21 protein-coding genes are annotated in these 25,476 nt (G+C 62.8%); 17 read left to right on the top strand and 4 right to left on the bottom strand.

Annotation, left to right across the window (positions count from 1 at the left end; translation table 11 throughout):
- Window positions 1-88: 88 nt before the first annotated feature.
- The 9 genes from nuoG to FH041_RS02995 all read left to right on the top strand — a co-directional run bounded on the left by nuoG (window position 89) and on the right by FH041_RS02995 (window position 12,389).
- Window positions 89-2,803: an NADH-quinone oxidoreductase subunit NuoG gene (gene nuoG, locus FH041_RS03035; protein ID WP_140174165.1), complete on the top strand. Its 2,715-nt coding sequence runs from the start codon at window positions 89-91 to the stop codon at window positions 2,801-2,803.
- Window positions 2,800-3,807, top strand: a complete 1,008-nt coding sequence (nuoH, locus tag FH041_RS03030) for an NADH-quinone oxidoreductase subunit NuoH (RefSeq protein WP_027916254.1) — start codon at window positions 2,800-2,802, stop codon at window positions 3,805-3,807. The genes nuoG and nuoH overlap by 4 nt, the downstream gene beginning before the upstream one ends.
- 11 nt (window positions 3,808-3,818) lie before the next feature.
- Window positions 3,819-4,367, top strand: coding sequence for an NADH-quinone oxidoreductase subunit NuoI (gene nuoI, locus FH041_RS03025; protein ID WP_023534793.1), 549 nt, complete (start codon window positions 3,819-3,821; stop codon window positions 4,365-4,367).
- A 10-nt stretch (window positions 4,368-4,377) separates the two neighbouring features.
- Entirely contained in the window at window positions 4,378-4,878 is a 501-nt protein-coding gene (gene nuoJ / locus FH041_RS03020) for an NADH-quinone oxidoreductase subunit J (protein ID WP_023534783.1), read from the top strand.
- Between the two features lie 3 nt (window positions 4,879-4,881).
- A complete protein-coding gene (gene nuoK, locus FH041_RS03015; protein ID WP_003251446.1) occupies window positions 4,882-5,190 on the top strand; it encodes an NADH-quinone oxidoreductase subunit NuoK in 309 nt (102 codons plus the stop codon).
- Window positions 5,187-7,040: an NADH-quinone oxidoreductase subunit L gene (gene nuoL, locus FH041_RS03010; protein ID WP_027916255.1), complete on the top strand. Its 1,854-nt coding sequence runs from the start codon at window positions 5,187-5,189 to the stop codon at window positions 7,038-7,040. Before nuoK ends, nuoL begins: the two co-directional genes overlap by 4 nt.
- 49 nt (window positions 7,041-7,089) lie before the next feature.
- A complete protein-coding gene (gene nuoM, locus FH041_RS03005) occupies window positions 7,090-8,622 on the top strand; it encodes an NADH-quinone oxidoreductase subunit M (protein WP_023534786.1) in 1,533 nt (510 codons plus the stop codon).
- Window positions 8,623-8,629: 7 nt separating this feature from the next.
- Entirely contained in the window at window positions 8,630-10,099 is a 1,470-nt protein-coding gene (gene nuoN, locus FH041_RS03000) for an NADH-quinone oxidoreductase subunit NuoN (protein WP_023534778.1), read from the top strand.
- A gap of 217 nt (window positions 10,100-10,316) precedes the next feature.
- On the top strand, window positions 10,317-12,389 hold the full coding sequence (locus FH041_RS02995; RefSeq protein ID WP_088523604.1) for a TonB-dependent receptor domain-containing protein: 2,073 nt from the start codon (window positions 10,317-10,319) through the stop codon (window positions 12,387-12,389).
- A gap of 82 nt (window positions 12,390-12,471) precedes the next feature.
- Here FH041_RS02995 and FH041_RS02990 read toward each other — a convergent pair whose 3' ends face one another.
- Window positions 12,472-13,032 carry an NADPH-dependent FMN reductase gene (locus FH041_RS02990; protein WP_023534853.1) on the bottom strand — a complete coding sequence of 187 codons (561 nt, stop codon included), beginning with the start codon at window positions 13,030-13,032 and terminating at the stop codon, window positions 12,472-12,474.
- A gap of 155 nt (window positions 13,033-13,187) precedes the next feature.
- On the opposite strand from FH041_RS02990, the gene FH041_RS02985 reads away from it, so the two are divergent.
- Window positions 13,188-13,406, top strand: a complete 219-nt coding sequence (locus FH041_RS02985) for a hypothetical protein (protein ID WP_027916257.1) — start codon at window positions 13,188-13,190, stop codon at window positions 13,404-13,406.
- An 84-nt stretch (window positions 13,407-13,490) separates the two neighbouring features.
- Here the strand turns inward: FH041_RS02985 and dnaQ are convergent, their stop codons facing one another.
- The 3 genes from dnaQ to FH041_RS22630 form a co-directional block, all read right to left on the bottom strand.
- Window positions 13,491-14,195: a DNA polymerase III subunit epsilon gene (gene dnaQ, locus FH041_RS02980; RefSeq protein ID WP_371259685.1), complete on the bottom strand. Its 705-nt coding sequence runs from the start codon at window positions 14,193-14,195 to the stop codon at window positions 13,491-13,493.
- Between the two features lie 150 nt (window positions 14,196-14,345).
- Window positions 14,346-14,792 carry a ribonuclease HI gene (gene rnhA, locus FH041_RS02975; RefSeq protein WP_023534768.1) on the bottom strand — a complete coding sequence of 149 codons (447 nt, stop codon included), beginning with the start codon at window positions 14,790-14,792 and terminating at the stop codon, window positions 14,346-14,348.
- 13 nt (window positions 14,793-14,805) lie between these two features.
- Window positions 14,806-15,579: a class I SAM-dependent methyltransferase gene (locus FH041_RS22630; protein WP_088523605.1), complete on the bottom strand. Its 774-nt coding sequence runs from the start codon at window positions 15,577-15,579 to the stop codon at window positions 14,806-14,808.
- Window positions 15,580-15,665: 86 nt separating this feature from the next.
- Between FH041_RS22630 and gloB the strand changes: the two genes are divergently transcribed.
- From gloB to FH041_RS02930, 7 genes are all read left to right on the top strand, one after another.
- Entirely contained in the window at window positions 15,666-16,445 is a 780-nt protein-coding gene (gene gloB, locus FH041_RS02960) for a hydroxyacylglutathione hydrolase (protein WP_088523606.1), read from the top strand.
- 100 nt (window positions 16,446-16,545) lie between these two features.
- On the top strand, window positions 16,546-17,976 hold the full coding sequence (locus FH041_RS02955; protein ID WP_027916261.1) for a lytic transglycosylase domain-containing protein: 1,431 nt from the start codon (window positions 16,546-16,548) through the stop codon (window positions 17,974-17,976).
- A 129-nt stretch (window positions 17,977-18,105) separates the two neighbouring features.
- The gene (locus FH041_RS02950; RefSeq protein WP_081783924.1) at window positions 18,106-19,935 is read left to right on the top strand and encodes an extracellular solute-binding protein; all 1,830 of its coding nucleotides are present in this window, start codon (window positions 18,106-18,108) and stop codon (window positions 19,933-19,935) included.
- Window positions 19,932-21,767 carry an extracellular solute-binding protein gene (locus FH041_RS02945; protein WP_028686578.1) on the top strand — a complete coding sequence of 612 codons (1,836 nt, stop codon included), beginning with the start codon at window positions 19,932-19,934 and terminating at the stop codon, window positions 21,765-21,767. Before FH041_RS02950 ends, FH041_RS02945 begins: the two co-directional genes overlap by 4 nt.
- 1 nt (window position 21,768) lies before the next feature.
- Window positions 21,769-22,842: a microcin C ABC transporter permease YejB gene (locus FH041_RS02940; RefSeq protein WP_028686579.1), complete on the top strand. Its 1,074-nt coding sequence runs from the start codon at window positions 21,769-21,771 to the stop codon at window positions 22,840-22,842.
- Between the two features lies 1 nt (window position 22,843).
- Window positions 22,844-23,863: an ABC transporter permease gene (locus FH041_RS02935; protein WP_023534824.1), complete on the top strand. Its 1,020-nt coding sequence runs from the start codon at window positions 22,844-22,846 to the stop codon at window positions 23,861-23,863.
- A 1-nt stretch (window position 23,864) separates the two neighbouring features.
- Window positions 23,865-25,472, top strand: a complete 1,608-nt coding sequence (locus FH041_RS02930) for an ABC transporter ATP-binding protein (protein WP_049695687.1) — start codon at window positions 23,865-23,867, stop codon at window positions 25,470-25,472.
- Window positions 25,473-25,476: the final 4 nt, after the last annotated feature.

Genomic DNA, 25,476 nt, shown 5'->3' with positions numbered 1-25,476 from the left:
CAGGCCCGACCCGATCGCGGCGTGTCGCAGGCTTACCGATTTCCATTAGCCACGCCTGCTCACGCGGGCCAACGAAGAACTTTGAACAATGGCCACTATCCACGTAGACGGCAAAGCGCTCGAAGTCAACGGTGCAGACAACCTGTTACAGGCCTGTCTGTCACTTGGCCTCGACATCCCTTATTTCTGCTGGCACCCGGCGCTTGGCAGCGTCGGTGCCTGCCGCCAATGTGCGGTCAAGCAGTACACCGACGAGAACGACACGCGCGGGCGTATCGTCATGTCCTGCATGACGCCTGCATCCGACGGTACCTGGATCTCCATCGACGATGACGAGTCCAAGGCGTTTCGCGCCAGCGTCGTCGAATGGCTGATGACCAACCACCCGCACGACTGCCCGGTGTGCGAGGAAGGCGGGCACTGCCACCTGCAAGACATGACAGTGATGACCGGCCACAACGAGCGCCGCTATCGCTTCACCAAGCGCACCCACCAGAACCAGGACCTCGGCCCGTTCATCGCCCATGAGATGAACCGCTGCATCGCCTGCTACCGCTGCGTGCGTTACTACAAGGACTACGCCGGTGGCACCGACCTGGGTGTCTATGGCGCCCATGACAACGTGTATTTCGGGCGCGTCGAAGACGGTGTGCTGGAAAGCGAGTTCTCGGGCAACCTGACCGAAGTCTGCCCAACCGGCGTGTTCACCGACAAAACCCACTCCGAGCGCTACAACCGCAAGTGGGACATGCAGTTTGCCCCGAGCATCTGCCACGGTTGCTCCAGTGGCTGCAACATCAGCCCAGGCGAGCGTTACGGTGAACTGCGCCGCATCGAGAACCGTTTCAACGGCTCGGTGAACCAGTACTTCCTGTGCGACCGAGGCCGCTTCGGCTATGGCTACGTCAACCGCACGGATCGTCCACGCCAGGCGCAACTGGCCGACGGCACCAAGTTAGGCCTGGACGCGGCCCTGGACAAAGCCGCCGACCTGCTGCGCGGCCGTACCATCGTCGGTATCGGTTCGCCACGCGCCAGCCTCGAAAGCAACTATGGCCTGCGCGAACTAGTCGGTGCCGAGTATTTCTACTGCGGGATGGAAGCCGGTGAGCTGACGCGCGTGCGTCTGGCGCTAGACGTGCTGAACAACAGCCCCCTGCCCGTTCCGACCCTGCGCGACATCGAAGACCATGATGCGGTATTCGTGCTGGGTGAAGACCTGACCCAGACCGCTGCCCGCGTCGCCCTGGCCGTGCGCCAGGCCACCAAGGGCAAGGCCGAGGCCATGGCCGAGGCGATGAAGGTTCAGCCGTGGCTCGACGCTGCCGTCAAGAACATCGGTCAGCATGCGCTGTACCCCCTGTTCATCGCCAGCCTGGCCGAGACCAAGCTCGACGACGTGGCCGAAGAATGCGTGCATGCAGCCCCGGCGGACCTGGCCCGTCTCGGTTTTGCCGTGGCCCATGCCATCGACCCAAGTGCGCCAGCCGTCGCCGGCCTGGACGACGAGGCCAAGGCGCTGGCCCAGCGCATCGCCGATGCCCTGATCGCGGCCAAGCGCCCGCTGGTCATTGCCGGCACCTCGCTGGCCGATGCTTCGCTGATCGAAGCAGCCGCCAACATCGCCAAGGCCCTGAAGCTGCGCGACAAACAAGGCTCCTTGAGCCTGGTGGTGCCTGAAGCCAACAGCCTTGGCCTGGCCATGCTGGGTGGCGAGTCGGTCGACGCCGCACTGGATGCGGTCATCGACGGCAAGGCCGACGCCATCGTGGTGCTGGAAAACGACCTCTACGCCCGCGTCCCTGCAGCCAAGGTGGATGCTGCCCTGGCAGCGGCCAAGGTGGTCATCGTTGCCGACCACTCCAGAACCCCGACGGTCGAGCGCGCTCACCTGGTACTGCCGGCCGCCTCCTTCGCCGAAGGCGACGGCACCCTGGTCAGCCAGGAAGGCCGTGCCCAGCGCTTCTTCCAGGTGTTCGACCCGCAGTACCTGGACAGCAGCATCCAGGTCCACGAAGGCTGGCGCTGGATGCACGCCCTGCGTGCCACCCTGCTGGCCAAGCCCGTGGACTGGACCCAACTGGACCACGTTACCCACGCCTGCGCCCAGGCGGCCCCGCAACTGGCTGGCATCGTCGATGCCGCGCCAAGCGCCGCCTTCCGCATCAAGGGCCTGAAGCTTGCCCGTGAGCCGCTGCGCTACTCCGGGCGCACCGCCATGCGCGCCAACATCAGCGTGCACGAGCCGCGTACCCCGCAAGATCGCGATACCGCGTTCGCCTTCTCCATGGAAGGGTATTCGGGCTCGGCCGAGCCACGCCAGCAGGTCCCGTTCGCCTGGTCGCCAGGTTGGAACTCGCCCCAGGCCTGGAACAAGTTTCAGGACGAGGTGGGTGGCCACTTGCGTGCCGGCGACCCAGGCGTGCGGCTGATCGAATCCAAAGGTGATGGCCTGGCCTGGTTCACCACGGTACCTGGCGCCTTCAACCCGGCCCGCGGCACCTGGACAGCGGTACCGTTCTTCCACCTGTTCGGCAGCGAAGAAAGCTCCTCGCGTGCCGCGCCGGTGCAAACGCGCATCCCGGCTGCCTACGTGGCCCTGGCCAAGTCCGAAGCCGATCGCCTGGGCGTCAACGAAGGTGCCCTGCTGGACCTGAACGTCGCGGGTGTGGCGCTGCGCCTGCCGCTGCGTATCAATGAAGCGCTGGGCGCTGGCCTGGTCGCGCTGCCCAAGGGCTTGGCCGGCATCCCGCCTGCCGTGTTCGGGGCATCCGTCGAAGGCCTGCAGGAGGCAGCACAATGAGCTGGTTCACCCCCGAAGTGATCGACGTGATCCTCACCGTGCTAAGGGCCATCGTGGTCCTGCTGGCGGTGGTGGTCTGCGGTGCGCTGCTCAGCTTCATCGAGCGGCGCCTGCTGGGCTGGTGGCAGGACCGTTACGGTCCGAACCGCGTTGGCCCGTTCGGCATGTTCCAGATCGCTGCCGACATGTTGAAGATGTTCTTCAAGGAAGACTGGAACCCGCCCTTCGTCGACCGCGTGATCTTTACCCTGGCACCCGTCGTGGCCATGAGCGCCCTGCTGATTGCCTTCGTGGTCATTCCGATCACCCCGACCTGGGGCGTGGCCGATCTGAACATCGGCCTGCTGTTCTTCTTCGCCATGGCAGGTCTGTCGGTCTATGCCGTCCTGTTCGCCGGCTGGTCCTCGAACAACAAGTACGCCTTGCTGGGCAGCTTGCGGGCCTCGGCCCAGACCGTGTCGTACGAAGTGTTCCTGGGCCTGGCGCTGATGGGCGTGGTGGTACAGGTCGGTTCGTTCAACATGCGCGACATCGTCGAGTACCAGGCGCAGAACCTGTGGTTCATCATTCCGCAGTTCTTCGGCTTCTGCACCTTCTTCATCGCTGGCGTGGCCGTGACTCACCGTCACCCCTTCGACCAGCCGGAAGCGGAACAGGAACTGGCCGACGGCTACCACATCGAGTATGCCGGCATGAAATGGGGCATGTTCTTCGTCGGTGAGTACATCGGCATCATCCTCATCTCGGCGCTGCTGGTCACCCTGTTCTTCGGCGGATGGCACGGCCCGTTCGGCATCCTGCCGCAACTGTCGTTCCTGTGGTTCGCCCTGAAGACCGCGTTCTTCATCATGCTGTTCATCCTGCTGCGCGCCTCCATTCCGCGCCCACGCTATGACCAGGTGATGGACTTCAGCTGGAAGTTCTGCCTGCCGCTGACCCTGATCAATTTGCTGGTGACCGCTGCGATCGTGCTTTACAACACGCCAGCCGTCGCGGCCCAGTGAGGATTTGACCCATGTTCAAGTATATCGGCGACATCGTTAAGGGCACCGGCACCCAGCTGCGCAGCCTGGCCATGGTGTTCTCCCACGGGTTTCGCAAGCGCGACACCCTGCAGTACCCCGAAGAACCCGTGTACCTGCCCCCACGCTACCGTGGCCGCATCGTCCTGACGCGCGACCCTGATGGCGAAGAGCGCTGCGTGGCCTGCAACCTGTGCGCGGTGGCCTGCCCGGTGGGCTGCATCTCGCTGCAGAAGGCAGAAACCGACGACGGCCGTTGGTACCCGGAGTTCTTCCGCATCAACTTCTCGCGCTGCATCTTCTGTGGCCTGTGCGAAGAAGCGTGCCCGACCACCGCAATCCAGCTGACTCCGGATTTCGAAATGGCCGAGTTCAAGCGTCAGGACCTGGTGTACGAGAAAGAAGATCTGCTGATCTCCGGCCCCGGCAAGAACCCTGACTACAACTTCTACCGTGTTGCGGGCATGGCGATCGCTGGCAAGCCGAAAGGCGCTGCGCAGAACGAAGCCGAGCCGATCAACGTGAAGAGCTTGCTCCCATAAGGACAGAAAGATGGAATTCGCTTTCTACTTCGCATCCGGGATCGCCGTGGTGTCCACCCTTCGGGTGGTGACCGGCACAAACCCTGTGCACGCCCTGCTCTACCTGATCATCTCGCTGATTTCCGTGGCGATGATCTTCTTTTCCCTGGGTGCGCCGTTCGCGGGCGCCCTGGAAGTGATCGCCTATGCCGGCGCCATCATGGTGCTGTTCGTCTTCGTGGTGATGATGCTCAACCTGGGGCCGGCTTCGGTTGCCCAGGAGCGCGGCTGGCTCAAGCCCGGCATCTGGGCAGGGCCGGTGATCCTTGGCGCCCTGTTGCTGGTGGAGCTGCTGTACGTGCTGTTCGTCGCACCCAGCGGCGCTGCCATCAGCGGTACCACCGTGGGCCCGAAAGCAGTGGGTGTGAGCCTGTTCGGCCCCTACCTGCTGGTGGTCGAACTGGCGTCGATGCTGCTGCTCGCGGCAGCGGTCACCGCCTTCCACCTGGGCCGCAATGAGGCGAAGGAGTAAATCATGGGTGCTATCCCTCTCGAACATGGCCTGGCCGTCGCCGGCATCCTGTTCTGCTTAGGTCTGGTTGGCCTGATGGTCCGCCGCAACATCCTCTTCGTACTCATGAGCCTGGAAGTCATGATGAACGCCTCTGCCCTGGCGTTCGTCGTCGCCGGTGCCCGTTGGGTCCAACCCGATGGCCAGGTGATGTTCATTCTGGTGATCAGCCTGGCAGCAGCCGAGGCCAGCATTGGCTTGGCCATCCTGCTGCAGCTGTATCGCCGCTTCCACACTCTCGACATCGATGCTGCCAGTGAGATGCGCGGATGAACCTTCTCTTCCTGACTTTCGTCTTCCCCCTTGTGGGCTTTGTGCTGCTGTCGTTCTCGCGCGGGAGGTTCTCGGAGAACCTGTCCGCCTTGATCGGCGTCGGTTCGGTTGGCCTGTCGGCGGCCACGGCCGCCTACGTGATCTGGCAATTCAACGTCGCCCCGCCTGAAGGCGGTGCGTACAGCCAGCTGCTGTGGCAGTGGATGTCGGTGGATGGTTTTGCGCCGAACTTCACCCTGTACCTCGATGGCCTGTCGGTCACCATGCTGGGCGTAGTGACAGGTGTGGGTTTCCTGATCCACTTGTTCGCGTCCTGGTACATGCGTGGCGAGACCGGCTACTCACGGTTCTTCTCGTACACCAACCTGTTCATCGCCAGCATGCTGTTCCTGATCCTGGGCGACAACCTGCTGTTCATCTACTTCGGCTGGGAAGGCGTAGGCCTGTGTTCCTACCTGTTGATCGGTTTCTACTACAGCAACCGCAACAATGGTAACGCAGCGCTCAAGGCCTTCATCGTCACCCGTATCGGCGACGTGTTCATGGCCATCGGCCTGTTCATCCTGTTCGCCCAGCTGGGCACGCTGAACGTCCAGGAACTGCTGGTGCTGGCACCGCAGAAATTCCAGGCCGGCGATACCTGGATGGTGTTGGCAACGCTGATGCTGCTCGGCGGCGCCGTGGGCAAATCCGCGCAGCTACCGCTGCAGACCTGGTTGGCGGACGCCATGGCCGGCCCGACCCCGGTGTCGGCGCTGATCCACGCGGCGACGATGGTAACGGCCGGTGTCTACCTGATTGCCCGTACCAATGGCCTGTTCCTGCTGGCGCCGGACATCCTGCACCTGGTGGGCGTGGTGGGTGGCGTTACCCTGGTGCTGGCGGGCTTCGCTGCACTGGTGCAAACCGACATCAAGCGTATCCTGGCCTACTCGACCATGAGCCAGATCGGCTACATGTTCCTGGCACTGGGCGTCGGCGCCTGGGATGCGGCGATCTTCCACTTGATGACCCACGCCTTCTTCAAGGCGCTGCTGTTCCTGGCTTCGGGCGCCGTCATCGTGGCCTGCCACCATGAGCAGAACATCTTCAAGATGGGCGGGCTGTGGAAGAAACTGCCGCTGGCCTACGCCAGCTTCGTGGTCGGTGGCGCTGCCCTGGCGGCCTTGCCGATCGTGACCGTAGGCTTCTACTCCAAGGACGAGATCCTGTGGGAAGCCTTTGCCAGCGGCAACTCCGGCCTGCTGTACGCCGGCCTGCTCGGCGCCTTCATGACCTCGCTGTACACCTTCCGCCTGATCTTCATCGCCTTCCACGGCGAAGCGAAGACCGAAGCCCACGCCGGCCACGGCATCAGCCATTGGCTGCCACTGGGCGTGCTGATCGTGCTGTCGACCTTCGTCGGCGCATGGATCACACCGCCGTTGGCTGACGTGCTGCCTCAAAGCGCAGGCCATGCCGGCGGTGAGGCCAAGCATGCTCTGGAGATCACCTCGGGCGCCATTGCCATTGCCGGTATCCTGCTCGCCGCCTTGCTGTTCCTGGGCAAGCGCAGCTTCGTCAGCGCGGTGGCCAACAGTGGCATCGGCCGCGTGCTGTCGGCCTGGTGGTTCGCGGCCTGGGGCTTCGACTGGATCTACGACAAGCTGTTCGTCAAGCCCTACCTGCTGATCAGCCACCTGCTGCGCAAAGACCCGGTTGACCGCGGTATCGGCCTGATCCCTCGTCTGGCTCGCGGTGGCCACGTGGCCATGACCAAGACCGAGACGGGCCAGCTGCGCTGGTATACCGCCTCCATCGCCATTGGCGCAGTGCTGGTACTCGGCGCTGTGGTAGTGGCCGCGGTATGACCATGAACCTTGCGAACCTTGCGACCCTGCAAAAGGAAACCAACCCGTCATGATTTTGCCTTGGCTGATCCTGATCCCCTTCATCGGCGGCTTCCTGTGCTGGCTGGGCGAGCGCTTCGGCGCTACCCTGCCGCGCTGGATCGCGCTGCTGACCATGTCCCTGTTGCTCGGCATCGGCCTGTGGCTGTGGGCTAACGGCGACTACACCCTTGCCCCGGCTCCGGGCGCCGAGCCTGCATGGGCCCTGGAATACAAAGTCCAGTGGATCCAGCGCTTCGGCATCAGCATCCACCTGGCCCTCGACGGCCTGTCGCTGCTGATGATCCTGCTCACAGGCCTGCTGGGCGTGCTGTCGGTGCTGTGCTCCTGGAAAGAGATCCAGCGCCACGTCGGCTTCTTCCACCTGAACCTGATGTGGATCCTGGGTGGTGTGGTCGGTGTGTTCCTGGCGCTGGACCTGTTCCTGTTCTTCTTCTTCTGGGAAATGATGCTGGTGCCGATGTACTTCCTCATCGCGCTCTGGGGTCATAGCTCGGCGGACGGCAAGAAGACGCGCATCTACGCGGCGACCAAGTTCTTCATCTTCACCCAGGCCAGCGGCCTGATCATGCTGGTGGCGATCCTGGGCCTGGTACTGGTCAACTACACCAACACCGGTGTGATCACGTTCAACTACAGCGACCTGCTCAAGGCCGACCTGCCGGCCGGTACCGAATACCTGCTGATGCTGGGCTTCTTCATTGCCTTTGCCGTGAAGCTGCCGGTGGTGCCGTTCCACTCCTGGTTGCCCGACGCCCACGCCCAGGCGCCGACCGCAGGTTCCGTGGACCTGGCGGGTATCCTGCTCAAGACCGCTGCTTATGGCCTGCTGCGCTTCGCCCTGCCGCTGTTCCCCAATGCATCGGCAGAGTTCGCGCCCATCGCCATGACCCTGGGCCTGATCGGCATCTTCTACGGGGCCTTCCTGGCCTTCGCCCAGACCGACATCAAGCGCCTGATCGCCTTCTCCAGCGTCTCTCACATGGGCTTCGTGCTGATCGGCATCTATTCCGGTAGCCAGCAAGCACTGCAAGGTGCGGTCATCCAGATGCTGGCTCACGGTCTGTCGGCTGCCGCGCTGTTCATCCTGTCCGGTCAGTTGTACGAGCGCCTGCACACCCGCGACATGCGCCAGATGGGCGGGCTGTGGCACCGCATCGCCTACCTGCCTGCCATCAGCCTGTTCTTCGCTGCCGCCTCCCTGGGGCTGCCAGGCACCGGCAACTTCGTGGGTGAGTTCCTGATCCTGATCGGCAGCTTCGTGCACGTGCCGTGGATCACCGTCATCGCCACTACCGGCCTGGTATTCGGCTCGGTCTACTCGCTGATCATGATTCACCGCGCCTACTTCGGCCCGAGCAAATCGGACACCGTACTGGCCGGCATGGACACCCGCGAGCTGGTCATGGTGCTGGGCCTGGCGGTACTGCTGGTGCTGCTGGGCGTGTATCCACAGCCGTTCCTCGACACCTCTGCCGCCACCATGAGTGGTGTGCAGCAGTGGCTCGGTTCCGCTTTCACTCAACTCGCTTCGGCCCGGTAAGAGCGCTATGGAATTCACCACTCAACACTTCATCGCATTGGCGCCGATGCTGATCACCACCATCACCACGGTGGTGGTGATGCTGGCGATCGCCTGGAAGCGCAATCACTCGCAGACGTTCCTGCTGTCCACCGTGGGGCTGAACCTGGCCCTGCTTTCGATCCTGCCAGCATTGAAGGTCGCGCCACTGGCGGTCACTTCGCTGATCACCATCGACAAGTTCGCCTGCCTTTACATGGCAATCATGTTGGTCGCGACCCTGGCATGCGTAACGCTCGCCCATGCCTACCTGGGCGAAGGCGCCAAGGGTTTCCCGGGCAACCGCGAAGAGCTGTACCTGCTGCTGCTGATGTCGGCACTGGGCGGGCTGGTGCTGGTCAGCGCCAACCACCTGGCGGGCCTGTTCATTGGCCTGGAGTTGCTGTCGGTACCGGTCTACGGCCTGGTAGCGTATGCGTTCTTCAACAAGCGCTCGCTTGAAGCCGGCATCAAGTACATGGTGCTGTCGGCAGCAGGTTCTGCCTTCCTGCTGTTCGGCATGGCGCTGCTGTACGCCGACGCCGGCAGCTTGACCTTCGACCAGTTGGGCAAGGCATTGGCTGCCACCAGCATGCCGAGCCTGCTGGCTCAACTGGGTCTGGGCATGATGTTGGTCGGCCTGGCGTTCAAACTGTCGCTGGTACCGTTCCACCTGTGGACGCCCGATGTGTACGAAGGTGCTCCGGCCCCGGTCGCCGCGTTCCTCGCCACGGCCAGCAAGGTTGCGGTGTTCGCGGTGGTCATCCGCCTGTTCATGCTCTCCCCTGCCGCCAGCAGCGGTGTGCTGAGCACGGTGCTTGCCATCATCGCCGTGGCGTCGATCCTGGTCGGTAACCTGCTGGCGCTGACCCAGAGCAACCTCAAGCGCCTGCTGGGTTACTCGTCCATCGCCCACTTCGGCTACCTGCTGATCGCGCTGGTGGCCAGCAAGGGCCTGGCGCTGGAGGCCATGGGCGTCTACCTGGTCACCTACGTGCTCACAAGCCTTGGGGCATTCGGTGTCATCACCTTGATGTCCTCGCCCTACGGTGGCCGCGATGCTGACGCGCTGTACGAGTACCGCGGTCTGTTCTGGCGTCGCCCCTACCTGACCGCCGTGCTGACCGTGATGATGCTGTCGCTGGCCGGTATCCCGCTCACCGCTGGTTTCATCGGCAAGTTCTACATCATTGCCACCGGTGTCGAGTCGCAGCTGTGGTGGTTGGTGGGCGCGCTGGTCATCGGTAGTGCCATCGGTGTGTACTACTACCTGCGTGTGATGGTCACCCTGTACCTGGTCGAGCCTAACCTGCGCCGTCACGACGCACCGTTGAAGTGGGAACAGCGCACCGGTGGCGTCATGCTGCTGGCTGTCGCCCTGCTCGTCTTCGTACTGGGTGTGTACCCGCAGCCGCTGCTGGACCTGGTGCAGCATGCAGGTTTGTACCTGATCGGCTAACCCGCCTGGCAATCCCAGACACCCCGCTTACGCGGGGTGTTTTTGTTTGTGCCTGGCAAATGCTGGACTCGCCCTCAGGCCTATCGGTCGCCCGATCTGGCGTGTGGGTGAAAGCGTTGGGGCAGTGTCAGCATTTTTACCCTGCTGTGGGTGATCTGGGCGCGGGTTCGTACGTCATACCGCTGTTGCCTCACTGCTGGTCGTCTGGAGCCCTACGATGCGTCGCGTTTTGTTGCTGTCCCCCCGCCTTGGCCTGCTTGGCGCCATCATTGCGAGCCCGCCTGCCTGGTCAGCAAGCCCGATCGAACTTGGCCAGGTGCTGATCACCGACCAGGCGCAAGGGGACCTGGAGGCCGCAGCGCAGTGCCTGCGCAGTGCCCCAGGTGGCACCAACCTGGTGGACATGCAAAAGGTGGGTCAAGGCCGTGTGGCCAGCAACCAGGATGTCCTTGCCTACCAGCCGGGGGTGTTCGCCCAGTCGGCGGGCAACGACGGCATCAAGTTGTCGATTCGCGGCTCCGGCCTCAACCGGGCCCCAGGCGCGCACGGCTCAGGGGTCTACACGCAGTTCGACGGCCTGCCGCTGACCGGCCCCGGGGGCACGCCCTACGAGCTGTTCGAGCCGTTGTGGCTCAACCGCGCCGAAGTGCTGCGCGGTGCCAACGGGTTTGATCAGGGATCGCTGGCGTTGGGCGGTGCCATCAATTACGTCACCCACACCGGCTACGATGCAGCGCCCCTGCACGTGCGCTATGAAGTCGGCAGCCGTGGCTATCAGCGCCGCCACATCAGCTCCGGCCAGGTACTCGGTAACCTTGACTACTACGTTGCGCTGACCGATGCGCACTACGACGGCTACCAGCAGCACAGCAGCGGCAGCGCCAAGGGCATCGCGGCCAACGTCGGCTATCGCTTCAACCCCAACCTTGAAACACGGCTGTACCTGCGCTACCGGGAAACGGAGAACGACCTGGCCGGACGTTTGACCAAAGACCAGATCAAGCATCACCCTACCTCGGCGAACCCTGCCTACCTGGCACGTGATGACAGCCGTCCGCAGCCGGGCAGTACCTGGGTTGGCAGCAAGACCACGTTCTACCTCGACGATGATGCCCGCGTCGAAGCCGGCCTGGTCTACCACGATTACCCCATGGACCTGCGCGAGGGCCCGATGCGCCTGAAGGTGGCTTACACCGACGTCAGTGGCACGCTGAACTATCAGCGGCGCGACACGGTGTTTGGCCGTGAGAGCAAGACGACCGTGGGCTGGCGCACCACCAAGCACCTGCCCAACAGCGGCGCCTCACAATTTGCGCGCAACGGCCAGGTGATCGGCACTCGGACACGTGACTTCACCTATCAAGGCTCCGATACCGTGTTGCATCTAGGTAATGACCTGGAGCTCATACCGAACCTGTGGCTGACAACCGGGCTGGCCGCTATCTATACGCGACGCGAGAGCGACGTGACCTACCCCGCCGAAGGCGGCAAGGTGTCGATGCATGATTGGGATTATGCGCCGCGCATCGGACTGCGCTACGACGCACGCCCGGACCTGCAGGTGTACGGCAACCTCAGCCGCTCGGTGGAACCGCCCCACCCATGGTCGCTGATCTGGAGCTCGCCAAGCGTGGGCGGCAAGCAGATTCAACCGATCGAAATGCAGAACCAGACAGCCACCACGCTGGAAGTAGGTGCGCGCGGCGAGTCGGCATTCGGGCGGTGGGACCTTGCCTGGTACTACGCCCAAGTACGCCACGAACTGCTCGCGGTCGAGGTGGTGCCGAACTTCACCTCGGAATTCAATGCCAGCGCCACGGTGCACCAGGGCGTGGAGGCCGGGCTGGACAGCACGCTCTGGGAGCAGTCAGGCCTGGGTCGCCTGAGCCTGCGTCAGGCCTACACCTTCAGTGACTTCCATTACCGCGACGACGAAAGGTTCGGCGACAACCGCCTGCCGGGCATCCCCATGCACTACTATCAGGCCGAGTTGCGCTTCGACTGGCCCAGCGGCTTCTACGCCGGGATCAACACGCAGATGGCGTCCAAGGTGCAAGTGGACTATGCCAACAGCTACCATGCAGACGATTACGCCACCCTCGGCGCCCGTCTCGGTTGGGACTCGCCGCAGCGTGACTGGCAGACCTGGCTGGATCTACGCAACCTGACCAACAAGCGCTACGCAGCGACCGTAACCCCAGGCTTCAATGACGCAGGGCGGGACATTGCCCGCTCCACTCCGGGCGAAGGCGCTGCGGTCTATGCGGGAGTGTCCTACACATTCCGCTGACTGCCACGATCGGGCAGCCCTTGGCTGACAAACATTGCGCGGGCCGACTGGCCCGCACAATGTGGTGCCGCTCAGGCCACGGTCATACAGAGCGATTCAGCTTCACCCAAGACGCGAACTTGTCGATGAAGCCTTGCAAAAACGGCCGGGTCTTGTCGTTGAGTTTGCCTGACTCGTCGAACAGGCTGGCAGCGCCGCCAATGTAGGCCTCCGGCATCTGCATGCATGGCATGTCCAGGAACACCAGGGACTGGCGCACTGAATGGTTGGCACCGAAGCCGCCGATCGCACCTGGCGACACACTCGCCACGGCTGCCGGCTTGCCGCCCCACGCGCTTTGCCCGTAAGGCCTTGAACCCACATCGATGGCATTCTTCAGGCAGCCTGGCATGGTCCGGTTGTACTCCGGCGTGACGAAGAGCACCGCATCGCTGCCCTTGATGTCGTTCCGAAAGCGTGTCCAGGCAGCTGGCGGGGCATCGGTTTCCAGGTCTTCGTTGTACAGGGGTAAGTCGCCGATCTCGACGATCTTCAGTGCCAGGCTCGACGGCGCCAGCTCAGACAGCGCGCGGGCCACCTTGCGGTTATAGGAATCCTTGCGCAGGCTACCGACGACGACGGCAACCGAATAGACCTGGGTCATGGCAATCTCCAACTTCATGTTTTCAGGGACGATGTAGTTATAGATGACCGTTTTGCGCTGCTTTGGTTTTTTTTCCCGGCCGCGAAAACTTCCCCTGCCCTTGGAAGGTCTACTGCTACAGACATTTCCTACGCAATTCAGAGGGTTCCACCCAAATGGCAGCAGTAATGGTCGGCCAATTCCATGCCCGCGACGCCGAAGGCCGTATCTATCCCGTGCACGAGTTTCAGGAATCTACCCTGCAACACGACGGCAGCACGACCGGCGCACCTATCACCACCTACCGCCTTGCCATCGGCGATCGCGTCAACTACCTGGGTGAAAATCGATTCGAGCTTGCCCGCACCGGTGTCGAAATCATCCGTATCCCATGACACGAAGAGGCACTGGCCTGTTACTGCTCGATGAGGGTGAGACCGCTTGCGGTCTTGATTGACCAGCAGCAGGCCGTCGCTTTTTCAGTCCGCTGACCGCTCAGCCAGTGCCTGCCAGAGCGATGGGCCGCCAGCGGACTTGGCAATCGCTGCAAGGCGTTCGGCATGAGCTTCGAGCTCATCCGGTGCGGCCAGAATGACCCGGCCGGGCGCGCGACCGCTGATGCGACGAATGTCAGCTCCTCCGCTACCCTGCCCGTTTTCGTCCGAATCGCTGCCATGCCCTGCCAACGAGAGGCTGGTCTGCCCCCCGGTCATTGCCAGGTAGACATCCGCCAGCAGCTCGGCGTCGAGCAACGCGCCGTGCAGTTCGCGCCCCGAGTTGTCGATATCGTAGCGTTTGCACAAGGCATCCAGGCTGTTGCGTTGCCCCGGATGACGCGCCCGCGCCAGCAACAAGGTGTCGAGAATGGTGCAGTGCTGGGACAGGTCAGCACGGTCCTGCTGGCCCAGCAGCGCGAACTCGTTGTTGATGAACCCGACGTCGAATGCCGCGTTGTGGATGACCAGCGTAGCGCCCTGGATGAACGCGAAGAACTCCTCGGCGACGTCGCCGAAGCGCGGCTTGCCAATCAGGAAGGCGTCAGTGATGCCGTGGACGTTGATCGCGCCCTCGTCACTTTCGCGGTCAGGCTGCAAGTAGACGTGGAAATGCCTGCCTGTCAGGCGCCTGCCGACCACCTCGACGCAGCCAATCTCGATGATGCGGTGCCCCTCGCTGACCGGCATACCCGTGGTTTCGGTATCGAGGATAACGAACCGCTTGTCTTGCTGTTGCTCCACTTGGGGGACTCCAACTTGCATCGTTTACAAAGGTGCGCAGTATAACAGCAGGGCGAGCGCTGAGCCCCCTTCGCACCTGGCATCGGGTTCAGCGCGTCATGCCCGGGCGCGCACTTCGTCCACGCCACGGTTGGCCAGCTGGTCCGCACGCTCGTTGCCGGGGTGGCCAATGTGGCCGCGGACCCATTTCCAGGTCACCTTGTGGCGGTTGACCTGTTCGTCGAGTAACTGCCACAGGTCGGCATTCTTCACAGGTTCCTTGGCCGCGGTTTTCCAGCCACGCTTTTTCCAGTTGACCATCCATTCGTTGATGCCTTTCATCACGTACTGCGAGTCAGTCGTCAGCACGACCTCGCATTCACGCTTGAGCGCCATCAGCCCCTGGATGGCGGCCATTAACTCCATGCGGTTGTTGGTGGTCTCGCGCTCGCCCCCCCACAACTCTTTTTCAACGCCTTTGAAAATCATCAGCACACCCCAGCCGCCGGGGCCAGGGTTGCCCTTGCAGGCACCATCGGTAAACATTTCGACGCTATCGCTCATGTACCACTCGTATTCACTGCTTATCGGGATCGGGGGTCGACGAGGTGCGGTTGACCTTGGCCAATGGCAACGGCAGCAACTTGCCCATCGGCTCGCGACGCTGGGGCCGCAGCGGCCGCAGGCCCACGACCATCTTGCGCGCCACCAGCACATAGACACCGCCGCCAGCGCTTTGCCACCCGCCCGCCATGCGCTCCCACCCTTCCAGGCGCTGCTGCCAGGCAGGCGAAGCAAGCGGCGGACGATAGCACCCGAAGCGGCGTTTCTCCAAGGCAAAGCCCAGCAGGTTGAGCCAGTCACCCAGTCGCGATGGCGAGATGCAGCGGGCCTTGCGCAAAGCGCCACGGCTAAACAGGTGACGCACCCCCCAACTGCTCCACGGATTGATTCCGACGATCAGCAGATGACCGCCTGGGCGCACGGCGCTGGCGGCCTCACGCAGCAGCCCGTGGGGCGACAGGCTGAAATCCAGCCCATGTTGCAACACCACCACATCGGCCGCGTGCTCGCTCAACGGCCAGGCCTGTTCCTCGCAGACGATCTCCACCCCCGGCAGCGGCGCGCCGAGGCGCACGTTGCGCTGGACCTTCGGCGCACTGGGTGGGGCGTCGGCGCAGGGGCCATAGTGCACCAGGTAGCCACCGAAGAAGCGCCCCAGCTCTTCCTCCAGCAGCTTCTGTTCTTCGTGCAGCATCAATTGGCCGAGCGGGCCCTGAAACCACTCACGGGCCAGGCTGATCAGCTTGATCCAGTCCGGGTCGGCCTGGGCAAAGGCTTGGTCGGTCATTGTGCAATTCCTCGAAAGGTTCTCCCACCGCGCCATCGCGGCTAAGATGCCTTCATGTGCCAAGCAAGGCGAATCGGATTCCCACCATGATACAGATCGAAGCGTTGCCCGCTTTCTCGGACAATTACATCTGGTTGTTACAGGATACTGCCAAACGCCGCTGCGCGGTGGTCGACCCTGGCGATGCCGGCCCGGTGGAACGGTGGCTTGCCGCGCATCCTGGTTGGCAGCTTACCGACATGCTCATCACTCACCATCACAACGACCATGTAGGCGGTGTGGCGCGGCTCAAGGCGTTGACGGGCGCGCAAGTACACGGCCCAGCCAACGAGGATATCCCTTGCAGGGATGTGGCACTGGACGATGGCGACCAGGTCACAGTGCTGGGTGAGGTCTATGAGGTGCTTGCCGTGCCGGGCCATACACTGGGGCACATCGCGTTCTTCAACGCTGGCGCGGCCACGCCTGTACTGTTCAGTGGCGATACCCTGTTCGCAGCCGGATGCGGACGCATGTTCGAGGGCACTGCCGAGCAGATGCAACCGGCCCTGGCCCGCCTGGCAGCCCTGCCAGCCGAGACCCAGGTCTACTGCGCACATGAATACACCTTGAGCAATTTGCGTTTTGCCAAGGCCGTGGAACCTGACAATGAAGATGTAGTGAAGCGCTTCGAAACGGTCTCCCGGCTGCGTGCGCAAAACTGCATCACACTGCCCTCCACCATTGGTCTGGAACGGCTGACAAACCCCTTCCTGCGCACCGCTGAAACATCTGTTAAACAAAAAGCAGACGAATGGAAGGGACATTCCAACACCTCGCATGTCGCTGTTTTTGCTGCCTTGAGGTCTTGGAAAGACAGCTTCTGATAACCCCAAGATATATCGCAAGTGGCGGTCAAAGGTTGACCCGGTCCGGAGCGGTTCCTAGAATCGCCGAAATTTTTTGCCCGGATACCTGTGCCCGCCGATGTCTTCCCGAAGCCGCAGAACCTCTCATTCCGTCGCGCTGACGCGCCTGGCCCAGGTCAGTGCGCTCGCTCTGGCCGCCACCTTGGTGGGCTGCCAGAGCACCCATCAGCTCGACGAAGCCGATAGCGTCCGTGCGCACAGCCAGCAAGCGCGAATCAAACCAAGGCCGGCGCCATTGCTGGTCAAGCCGGTCGAGCAAGCGCCTCGGGATGTCTGGGAACGCATGCGCCAGGGCTTCGTGCTCCAGGAGTACCGCGACGTCAACCCGCGCATCGATCAACAGCGCCTGTGGTTTGCCAGCAACCCCACGTTCATCGAAAGCGCCGGGGAGCGCGGCAGCCTCTACCTGCACTACATCGTCGAACGCCTCGAGGAGCGCGGCATGCCGCTGGAGCTGGCCCTGCTGCCGGCGATCGAGAGCGCCTACAACCCCATGGCGTACTCCCGCGCCAGTGCAGCCGGCATGTGGCAGTTCATGCCAGCCACCGGTCGACACTTCAACCTGCGCCAGACCAACTTCTATGACGGCCGTCGGGATGTCACCGCCTCGACCAACGCCGCGCTCGACTACCTGACCCGCCTGCACGACATGTTCAACGGCGACTGGCTGCTGGCACTGGCGGCCTACAATGCTGGCGAAGGCACGGTCAGCCGCGCGATGGAGCGCAACGAGAAGCTGGGCTTGCCCACCGACTACTGGAACCTGCCACTGCCTCAGGAAACCCGCGACTACGTGCCCAAGCTGCTGGCCTTGTCACAGGTGGTCTCCACACCTGAAGCCTACGGCGTGAACCTGACGCCGATCGCCAATGAGCCCTACTTCGAGGCCGTCGCGATCAACGACCGGCTCGACCTGACGCGGGTGGCCGCTTTCGCCGACATCGACGAAGACGAACTCATCCAGCTGAACCCAGCCTTCAAGAAGCGCATGACGGTCGATGGCCCGAAGCAGTTGCTGGTGCCCACGGCCAAGGCGCAGTTGCTCTCGGCCAGCCTCTCCAACCTCAACCCCGAGCAGTTGGTCACCCTGCAGCCACCCAAGGCCGCTTTCGCTCGCGCCGTGGCCGAAGCCCAGGCGCCCGTGGCCGCGCGCAGCTACAAGGTCAGGCGTGGTGACAACCTAGGGACCATCGCCAAGGCCAACCGTGTATCCATTGCGGACATCAAGCGCTGGAACCGCCTGTCGGGCAGCAGCCTGCGCGCCGGCCAGGTGCTAGCCTTGCGCGGCGGCAAAGCCTCCAGTGGCGCCGCTAACCGGGTCGCCAGCTCGGCAAAACGCACAACCCAATACAAGGTGCGCAAGGGCGATTCGCTGTATCTGGTGGCCAAACGCTTCAATGTCGAGATGACCCACCTCAAGCGCTGGAATCCGCGCAGTGGCCATGCGCTCAAACCCGGCCAGACCCTGACCGTCTACGTCGGCCACTGACCCCAGGCGGCAAGCGGACACCTGTGCGTGCGCGTACCTGTGTTTTCTTGCCGTTTGGCGCTTGCTGCGCCAGTGCAAACTGTTACTGTAGCCCGATCAAAGCCCAATGCCTTTGGATCGGATGCCGACTTGATACGTCCCCTCCTTCTTACACTCAGCCTGGCCTTGAGCTTTCCCGCAGTCGCAACCGTGAGCGAAAGCCACGGTTACGCGCAGTTCGGCACGCTCAAGTACCCGGCCTCGTTCACCCATTTCGACTGGGTCAACCCGCAAGCCCCCAAAGGTGGCACGTTGCGGGCGATGGCCTTCGGTACGTTCGACACGCTCAACCCCTATACCTTCAAGGGTACGAGCCCGGTGAGCACGCCCAACTTTCAACAGTATGGGGTCAATGAACTCAACGAGACCCTCATGGTGGGTACCGGCCAGTACGACCCCTCGGGCGATGAGCCGACCTCCAGTTACGGGTTGATTGCCCGCTCGGTCGAATACAGCCAGGACCGCAGCTGGGTAGTGTTCAACCTGCGCCCGCAAGCCCGCTGGCACGATGGCAAGCCCATCACGTCGGCAGACGTGGCCTTCTCCTTCCGCACACTGCTCAAGGAAGGTCATCCGCTTTACCGGACCAACCTGCAGGAAGTGCAGCGGGTGGACATTCTCGGGCCGCTGCGTATTCGCTTCGTGTTCAAGCGAGCCGGCAACCCGTTGTTGATCCTGCGCCTTGGGGAAATGCCCGTCCTGCCCCAGCATTACTGGCGTACGCGCGACTTCAAGGCCACTACCTTCGAACCCCCGCTGGGCAGTGGGCCTTACCGGGTGACCCAGGTACAGCCAGGCCGGCGCCTGGTGTTCGAGCGCGTCAAAAACTACTGGGGCAAAGACCTGGCGGTGAATCGAGGCAAGTACAACTTCGACCGTGTCGAGTACGAGTTCTACCGCGACTCCACCGTTGCCTTCGAAGCCTTCAAGGCAGGTGAGTTCGACATCTACATCGAGCATCAGGCCAAGAACTGGGCCAACGGCTACACGTTCCCCGCCGTGCGACGCGGCGAGGTGATCAAGGCGCAGATCCCCCACCGCATCCCTACCCAGACCCAGGGCCTGTTCATGAACAGCCGTCGCGCCACCTTCAGCGATCCACGGGTGCGCCAGGCACTGGGCTTGATGTTCGATTTCGAGTGGACCAACCGTGCCCTGTTCAGCAGCGCCTACCGGCGCTCGACCAGTTATTACCCCAATAGCGAGTTCGCGGCCGCTGGCCTGCCCCAAGGCAAGGAATGGTTGTTGCTGGCCCCGTTTCGCGACCAGCTCGCGGCCAAGCTGTTCACTGAACCCTACCAGGTCAGCCGTACGGACGGGCGCGGGATTGACCGGCAGACGTTGCGCAAGGCCCTGGCTTTGCTGGCTGAGGCCGGGTGGACACTCAAGGGCCAGCGTCTGGTCGACAGCAAGGGCCAACCGCTGCGCATGGAAGTGCTACTGGTAAACCCCAACCTGGAACGCATCCTGCAGCCGTATGTCGAAAACCTCTCCAGCATCGGTGTAGACGCGCGCTTGCGAACCGTGGACCGCGCTCAGTACAAACAGCGACTGGACCAGTTTGACTTCGACATGATTCTGATGACCCTGAACCAGACCCTGAGCCCGGGCCTCGAGCAATGGCTGTACTTCCATTCAAGCCAGGCGGCCATCAAGGGCAGCAAGAACTACGCCGGGGTCGACGACCCCGTGGTCGATCACCTGCTAGACACCTTGCTGGCGGCGCGCACTCGCGATGATCAGGTCGCAGCGGCGCGAGCGCTGGACCGCGTGCTCTCATGGCAGCACTACATGATTCCCAACTGGTACCTCGACAATCACCGCCTGGCCTACCGCAATCGGTTCGGCTTCGTCACCACGCCGCCCTATACCCTCGGGCTGAACAGCTGGTGGATCAAGACTTCGGAGAAAGCCCAATGACGCCCACGCATTCCTTGCGCCGGCTGGCTGGCAGCCTGTTGCTGGCCTGCCTGAGCCTTCCCTCGCTGGCAGCGCCGCAGCACGCACTCACGCTGTACGACGAGCCGCCCAAGTACCCGGCGGATTTCAAGCACTTCGACTACGTGAACCCGGACGCCCCCAAGGGCGGCACCTTCCGCCAGTCCAGCTTTGGCGGGTTCGACAGCCTCAACCCCTTCATCAACAAAGGGGTATCTGCCGAAAACATCAGCATCATCTACGACACCTTGATGCGCCAGAGCCTGGACGAGCCTTTCACCGAATACGGCCTGGTCGCTCGACAGATCGAGAAGGCGCCTGACAACAGCTGGGTGCGCTTCTACCTGCGCCCCGAGGCGCGGTTCCACGATGGCCATCCCATGCGTGCCGAAGACGTGGTGTTCACCTTCAATGCGCTGATGAAGGACGGTGCTCCCCTGTACCGCCAATACTATGCGGACGTGGCCGAGGTGGTCGCCGAAGACCCGCTCAAGGTCGTATTCAAGTTCAAGCACAAGGGCAACCGTGAACTGCCGCTGATCCTCGGCCAGTTGCCCGTGCTGCCCAAGCATTGGTACGCCCAGCGCGACTTCAACCGCGGCAATCTGGAAATCCCACTGGGCAGCGGCCCGTACAAGGTGGCCGAGGTCAAGGCCGGGCGTTCGGTCCGTTATGAGCGGGTCAAGGACTACTGGGCCAAGGACTTGCCCATCAACCGTGGCTTCTACAATTTCGACGCCATGACCTTCGACGCCTACCGCGACACCACGGTCGCGTTGGAGGCACTGAAGGCGGGCGCCTTCGATTATGCGCTGGAAGTCAGCGCCAAGAACTGGGCCACGGCCTACAACGTGCCTGCTGTGCGCGACGGCCGCCTGATCAAGGAGGAGCTGCCCAATGGCAACCCCACAGGCATGCAGGGCTTCATCTTCAACATTCGCCGGCCGGTATTCCAGGATATCCGCGTGCGCAAGGCGCTGAGCCTGCTGCTGGACTATGAATGGACCAACAAGCAGCTGTTCAACGGCGCCTACACACGCACCGGCAGTTACTTCGAGAACTCCGAGATGGCGGCCCGCGGCCTGCCCGGCCCTGGCGAACTTCAAATCCTCGAACCGGTACGCAGCCAGGTGCCAGAACAGGTCTTCACCCAGGCCTTCCACAACCCGGTCAGCGACGGCAGCGGCATGATCCGGGAGCAGCAGCGCCAAGCCTACAAGTTGCTGCAGGAGGCGGGCTGGAAAATCGTCGACGACAAGATGGTCGACACCAACGGCCAGCCGGTCAGCATCGAGTTCCTGCTCGCCCAGACCGAGTTCGAACGCATTTTGCTGCCGTTCAAGCGCAACCTCGCGGACCTGGGTATCGAACTCAACATCCGCCGGGTCGATGTGTCCCAGTACATCACCCGCCTGCGCTCGCGCGATTACGACATGATCGTGGGCGGCTACCCCCAGTCCAACTCTCCTGGCAACGAACAGAGGGAATTCTGGTCCAGCGCGGCCGCCGACAACCCCGGGAGCCGCAATTTCATCGGCCTGCGTGACCCCGCCATCGACCAACTGGTCGATGGCCTGATCAACGCCGAGTCGCGTCAGAGCCTGATCGACCACTGCCGTGCCCTGGACCGGGTATTGCTGTGGGGCTACTACGTGATCCCGAACTGGCACATCAAGACCTGGCGCGTGGCCTATTGGAACCACATCGGTCACCCCAAGGTTTCGCCCAAGTACGACATCGGCATCGACACCTGGTGGATCAAGCCCGGCTCAACGCCCAAGGCCACCCAGGCCACTGCTGGCGAGGCCAACTGACATGCTGGCCTATATCCTGCGGCGACTGCTGCTGATCATCCCTACACTGTTCGGCATCCTGATCATCAACTTCATCATCGTCCAGGCCGCACCTGGCGGGCCAGTGGAACAGATGATCGCCAAGCTCGAAGGCTTCGAAGGCGCCACCAGCCGGATCGCAGGTGGCGGTGCCGAGGTGTCGGTGGCCGGCTCCAACTACCGGGGTGCACAGGGCCTGGACCCTGCGCTGGTGGCGGAGATCGAGCGCATGTACGGCTTCGACAAATCGCCGCCCGAACGCCTGTGGATCATGATCAAGAACTACGCCCAGCTGGATTTTGGCGACAGTTTCTTCCGTGACGCCAAGGTCATCGACCTGATTCTGGAGAAGATGCCCGTATCGATCTCACTGGGGCTGTGGAGCACGCTGATCATGTACCTGATCTCGATCCCCCTGGGGATCGCCAAGGCGGTTCGCCACGGCAGTCACTTCGATGTGTGGACCAGCTCGGCGATCATCGTGGGCTATGCCATCCCGGCGTTCCTGTTCGCCATCTTGCTGATCGTCCTGTTCGCCGGCGGCAGCTATTTCGACTGGTTCCCACTGCGCGGCCTGACCTCCAACAACTTCGATGAGCTGAGCACCACAGGCAAGGTCCTCGATTATTTCTGGCACCTGGTGTTGCCGATCACGGCCTTGGTGATCGGCAACTTCGCCACCATGACGCTGCTGACCAAGAACAGCTTTCTCGACGAGATCAACAAGCAGTACGTGGTCACCGCCAAGGCCAAGGGCCTGAGCCGGTCGCGGGTGCTGTATGGCCACGTGTTCCGTAATGCCATGCTGCTGGTGATCGCCGGCTTTCCTTCGGCCTTCATCGGTATCTTCTTCACAGGCTCGCTGCTGATCGAGGTGATCTTCAGCCTCGACGGGCTGGGCCTGATGAGTTTCGAAGCGGCCATCAACCGCGATTACCCGGTAGTCTTCGGCACCCTGTTCATCTTCACCCTCCTGGGGCTGGTGGTGAAACTGATCGGCGACCTGACCTACACCCTGGTCGATCCACGTATCGACTTTGCCAGCCGGGAGCACTGACATGGCCTTGTCCCCCCTGAACCGTCGTCGCTTCGAGCGTTTCAAGGCCAACCGCCGTGGCTGGTGGTCGCTGTGGCTGTTCCTGATTCTGTTCGGGTTGAGCCTGGGCGCCGAGCTCATCGCCAATGACAAGCCCATTGCCGTGCATTACGACGGCCAGTGGTACTTCCCTGCCTTCAAGCGCTACCCGGAAACCACCTTTGGCGGTGAGTTCCCGCTGGAAGCCAACTACAAAAGCCCCTACGTGCGTGACCTGCTGGCCAAGAAAGACAGCTTCGTGCTGTGGGCGCCCATACCCTTCAGCTACCAGAGCATCAACTACGACCTGCGCGTGCCCGCCCCCGCCCCGCCCTCATCCGACAACTGGCTGGGCACCGATGATCAAGGGCGCGACGTGCTGGCACGGGTGATCTACGGGTTTCGCATTTCGGTACTGTTCGCCCTGACCCTGACCGTGCTCAGCTCGATCATCGGCGTGATCGCCGGTGCCTTGCAGGGTTTCTATGGTGGCTGGGTAGACCTGGCCGGGCAACGCTTCCTGGAAATCTGGTCCGGCCTGCCGGTGCTTTACCTGCTGATCATCCTGGCCAGCTTCGTGCAGCCCAATTTCTGGTGGTTGCTGGGCATCATGCTGTTGTTTTCCTGGATGAGCCTGGTGGACGTGGTCCGCGCCGAATTCCTGCGCGGACGCAACCTTGAGTACGTGCGCGCCGCGCGCGCACTGGGCATGCGCAACGGCGCGATCATGTACCGGCATATCCTGCCCAATGCCATGATCTCGACCATGACGTTCATGCCGTTCATTCTGACCGGCGCGATCGGCACGCTGACCGCGTTGGACTTCCTCGGCTTCGGCCTGCCTCCGGGCGCCCCGTCGCTCGGTGAGCTGGTTGCGCAGGGCAAATCCAACCTGCAGGCGCCGTGGCTTGGCATCAGCGCGTTCGCCGTGCTGGCCGTGATGCTGAGCCTGCTGGTATTCATCGGCGAGTCCGCCCGCGACGCCTTCGACCCGAGGAAGTGACATGAGCGAAGAAAACCTGATCGAAGTGCGCGACCTGGCCGTCGAGTTCGTGAGTGGCGAGCACACCAACCGGGTGGTCGACGGCATCAGCTTCGACATCCGCAAGGGTGAAACGCTGGCGCTCGTCGGAGAAAGCGGTTCGGGCAAGTCGGTGACTGCCCACTCGATCCTGCGCTTGCTGCCCTATCCCCTGGCGCGTCATCCCAGTGGCACCATCCGCTACCAAGGCAAGGACTTGCTGCAGCAGAACGAAAAGAGCATGCAGCGCATTCGCGGCGACCGCATCGCAATGATTTTCCAGGAGCCGATGACCTCGCTCAATCCGCTGCACTGCATCGAAAAGCAGATCAACGAGATCCTGCTCATCCACAAGGGGCTGACCGGCAAGCAGGCCACCGCTCGCACCCTTGAGTTGCTGGAGATGGTGGGTATCCCAGAGCCGCGCAAGCGCCTCAAGGCGCTACCCCACGAGCTCTCGGGCGGCCAACGCCAACGTGTGATGATCGCCATGGCGTTGGCCAACGAGCCAGAACTGCTGATTGCAGATGAACCGACCACCGCGCTGGACGTGACCGTACAGCTCAAGGTGCTCGACCTGCTCAAGGCGCTGCAGGCGCGCCTGGGCATGGCCCTGTTGTTGATCAGCCACGACCTGAATTTGGTACGGCGAATCGCGCACCGGGTGTGCGTGATGCAGCAGGGGCAGATCGTCGAACAAGCCGACTGCGCCACGCTTTTCGATGCCCCACAGCACCCGTATACGCAGATGCTGATCAACGCCGAGCCCAGCGGTTTGCCGGCTCACAACACACCCGGCTCGCCACTGCTGGCGGTGGACGACCTGAAAGTGTGGTTCCCGATCAAGAAAGGCTTGCTGCGCAGCACCGTCGACCACGTGAAAGCCGTGGACGGTATCAATTTCAGCCTGCCCCAGGGGCAGACCTTGGGCATTGTGGGCGAGTCGGGCTCAGGCAAGTCGACCCTGGGCCTGGCGATCCTGCGCTTGATCGGCAGCCAAGGCGGCATCCGCTTCCACGGCAAAGACCTGCAAGGGCTGAACCAGCAAGCCGTGCGTCCGCTGCGCCGGGAAATGCAGGTGGTATTCCAGGACCCGTTCGGCAGCCTCAGCCCCCGCATGAGCGTGGCCGAGATCGTGGGCGAAGGCCTGCGCATCCACCGTATCGGGACTGCCCAGGAACAGGAAGCAGCCATCATCGCAGCACTGCAGGAGGTCGGGCTGGACCCACAGACGCGCCATCGCTACCCCCATGAGTTCTCAGGCGGGCAGCGCCAGCGCATCGCGATCGCCAGGGCCCTGGTGCTCAAGCCGGCGCTGATCCTGCTGGACGAACCCACCTCCGCGCTGGACCGGACGGTGCAGCGCCAGGTGGTTGAGCTGCTGCGCAACCTGCAGCAAAAATACAACCTCACCTACTTGTTCATCAGTCACGACCTGGCGGTGGTCAAGGCCCTGAGCCATCAGCTGATGGTGATCAAGCAAGGTCATGTGGTCGAGCAAGGGGATGCTCAGGCCATCTTTCAGGACCCGCAGCACCCCTACACCCAGCAACTGCTGGAGGCGGCGTTCTTGCAGCCTGAGGGCCGCTGACACC

This window comes from Pseudomonas sp. SWI7, from assembly GCF_006351945.1.
Lineage (GTDB): Bacteria > Pseudomonadota > Gammaproteobacteria > Pseudomonadales > Pseudomonadaceae > Aquipseudomonas > Aquipseudomonas fulva.
Note: the sequence above shows the minus strand (reverse complement) of the source record. Positions and strands in the feature narration are given on the sequence as shown.

Excerpts from the sequence above, each read along its gene's own strand:
- nuoH (WP_027916254.1), top strand. The coding sequence starts at position 2,800 with ATGAGCTGGTTCACCCCCGAAGTGATCGACGTGATCCTCACCGTGCTA.
- nuoG (WP_140174165.1), top strand. The coding sequence starts at position 89 with ATGGCCACTATCCACGTAGACGGCAAAGCGCTCGAAGTCAACGGTGCA.
- gloB (WP_088523606.1), top strand. The coding sequence starts at position 15,666 with ATGATACAGATCGAAGCGTTGCCCGCTTTCTCGGACAATTACATCTGG.
- dnaQ (WP_371259685.1), bottom strand. The coding sequence starts at position 14,195 with ATGCCGGTCAGCGAGGGGCACCGCATCATCGAGATTGGCTGCGTCGAG.
- nuoM (WP_023534786.1), top strand. The coding sequence starts at position 7,090 with ATGATTTTGCCTTGGCTGATCCTGATCCCCTTCATCGGCGGCTTCCTG.
- FH041_RS22630 (WP_088523605.1), bottom strand. The coding sequence starts at position 15,579 with ATGACCGACCAAGCCTTTGCCCAGGCCGACCCGGACTGGATCAAGCTG.
- nuoJ (WP_023534783.1), top strand. The coding sequence starts at position 4,378 with ATGGAATTCGCTTTCTACTTCGCATCCGGGATCGCCGTGGTGTCCACC.
- FH041_RS02995 (WP_088523604.1), top strand. The coding sequence starts at position 10,317 with ATGCGTCGCGTTTTGTTGCTGTCCCCCCGCCTTGGCCTGCTTGGCGCC.
- rnhA (WP_023534768.1), bottom strand. The coding sequence starts at position 14,792 with ATGAGCGATAGCGTCGAAATGTTTACCGATGGTGCCTGCAAGGGCAAC.
- FH041_RS02990 (WP_023534853.1), bottom strand. The coding sequence starts at position 13,032 with ATGACCCAGGTCTATTCGGTTGCCGTCGTCGTCGGTAGCCTGCGCAAG.
- FH041_RS02935 (WP_023534824.1), top strand. The coding sequence starts at position 22,844 with ATGGCCTTGTCCCCCCTGAACCGTCGTCGCTTCGAGCGTTTCAAGGCC.
- FH041_RS02955 (WP_027916261.1), top strand. The coding sequence starts at position 16,546 with ATGTCTTCCCGAAGCCGCAGAACCTCTCATTCCGTCGCGCTGACGCGC.
- FH041_RS02930 (WP_049695687.1), top strand. The coding sequence starts at position 23,865 with ATGAGCGAAGAAAACCTGATCGAAGTGCGCGACCTGGCCGTCGAGTTC.
- FH041_RS02940 (WP_028686579.1), top strand. The coding sequence starts at position 21,769 with ATGCTGGCCTATATCCTGCGGCGACTGCTGCTGATCATCCCTACACTG.
- nuoK (WP_003251446.1), top strand. The coding sequence starts at position 4,882 with ATGGGTGCTATCCCTCTCGAACATGGCCTGGCCGTCGCCGGCATCCTG.
- nuoI (WP_023534793.1), top strand. The coding sequence starts at position 3,819 with ATGTTCAAGTATATCGGCGACATCGTTAAGGGCACCGGCACCCAGCTG.
- nuoL (WP_027916255.1), top strand. The coding sequence starts at position 5,187 with ATGAACCTTCTCTTCCTGACTTTCGTCTTCCCCCTTGTGGGCTTTGTG.
- FH041_RS02945 (WP_028686578.1), top strand. The coding sequence starts at position 19,932 with ATGACGCCCACGCATTCCTTGCGCCGGCTGGCTGGCAGCCTGTTGCTG.
- nuoN (WP_023534778.1), top strand. The coding sequence starts at position 8,630 with ATGGAATTCACCACTCAACACTTCATCGCATTGGCGCCGATGCTGATC.
- FH041_RS02985 (WP_027916257.1), top strand. The coding sequence starts at position 13,188 with ATGGCAGCAGTAATGGTCGGCCAATTCCATGCCCGCGACGCCGAAGGC.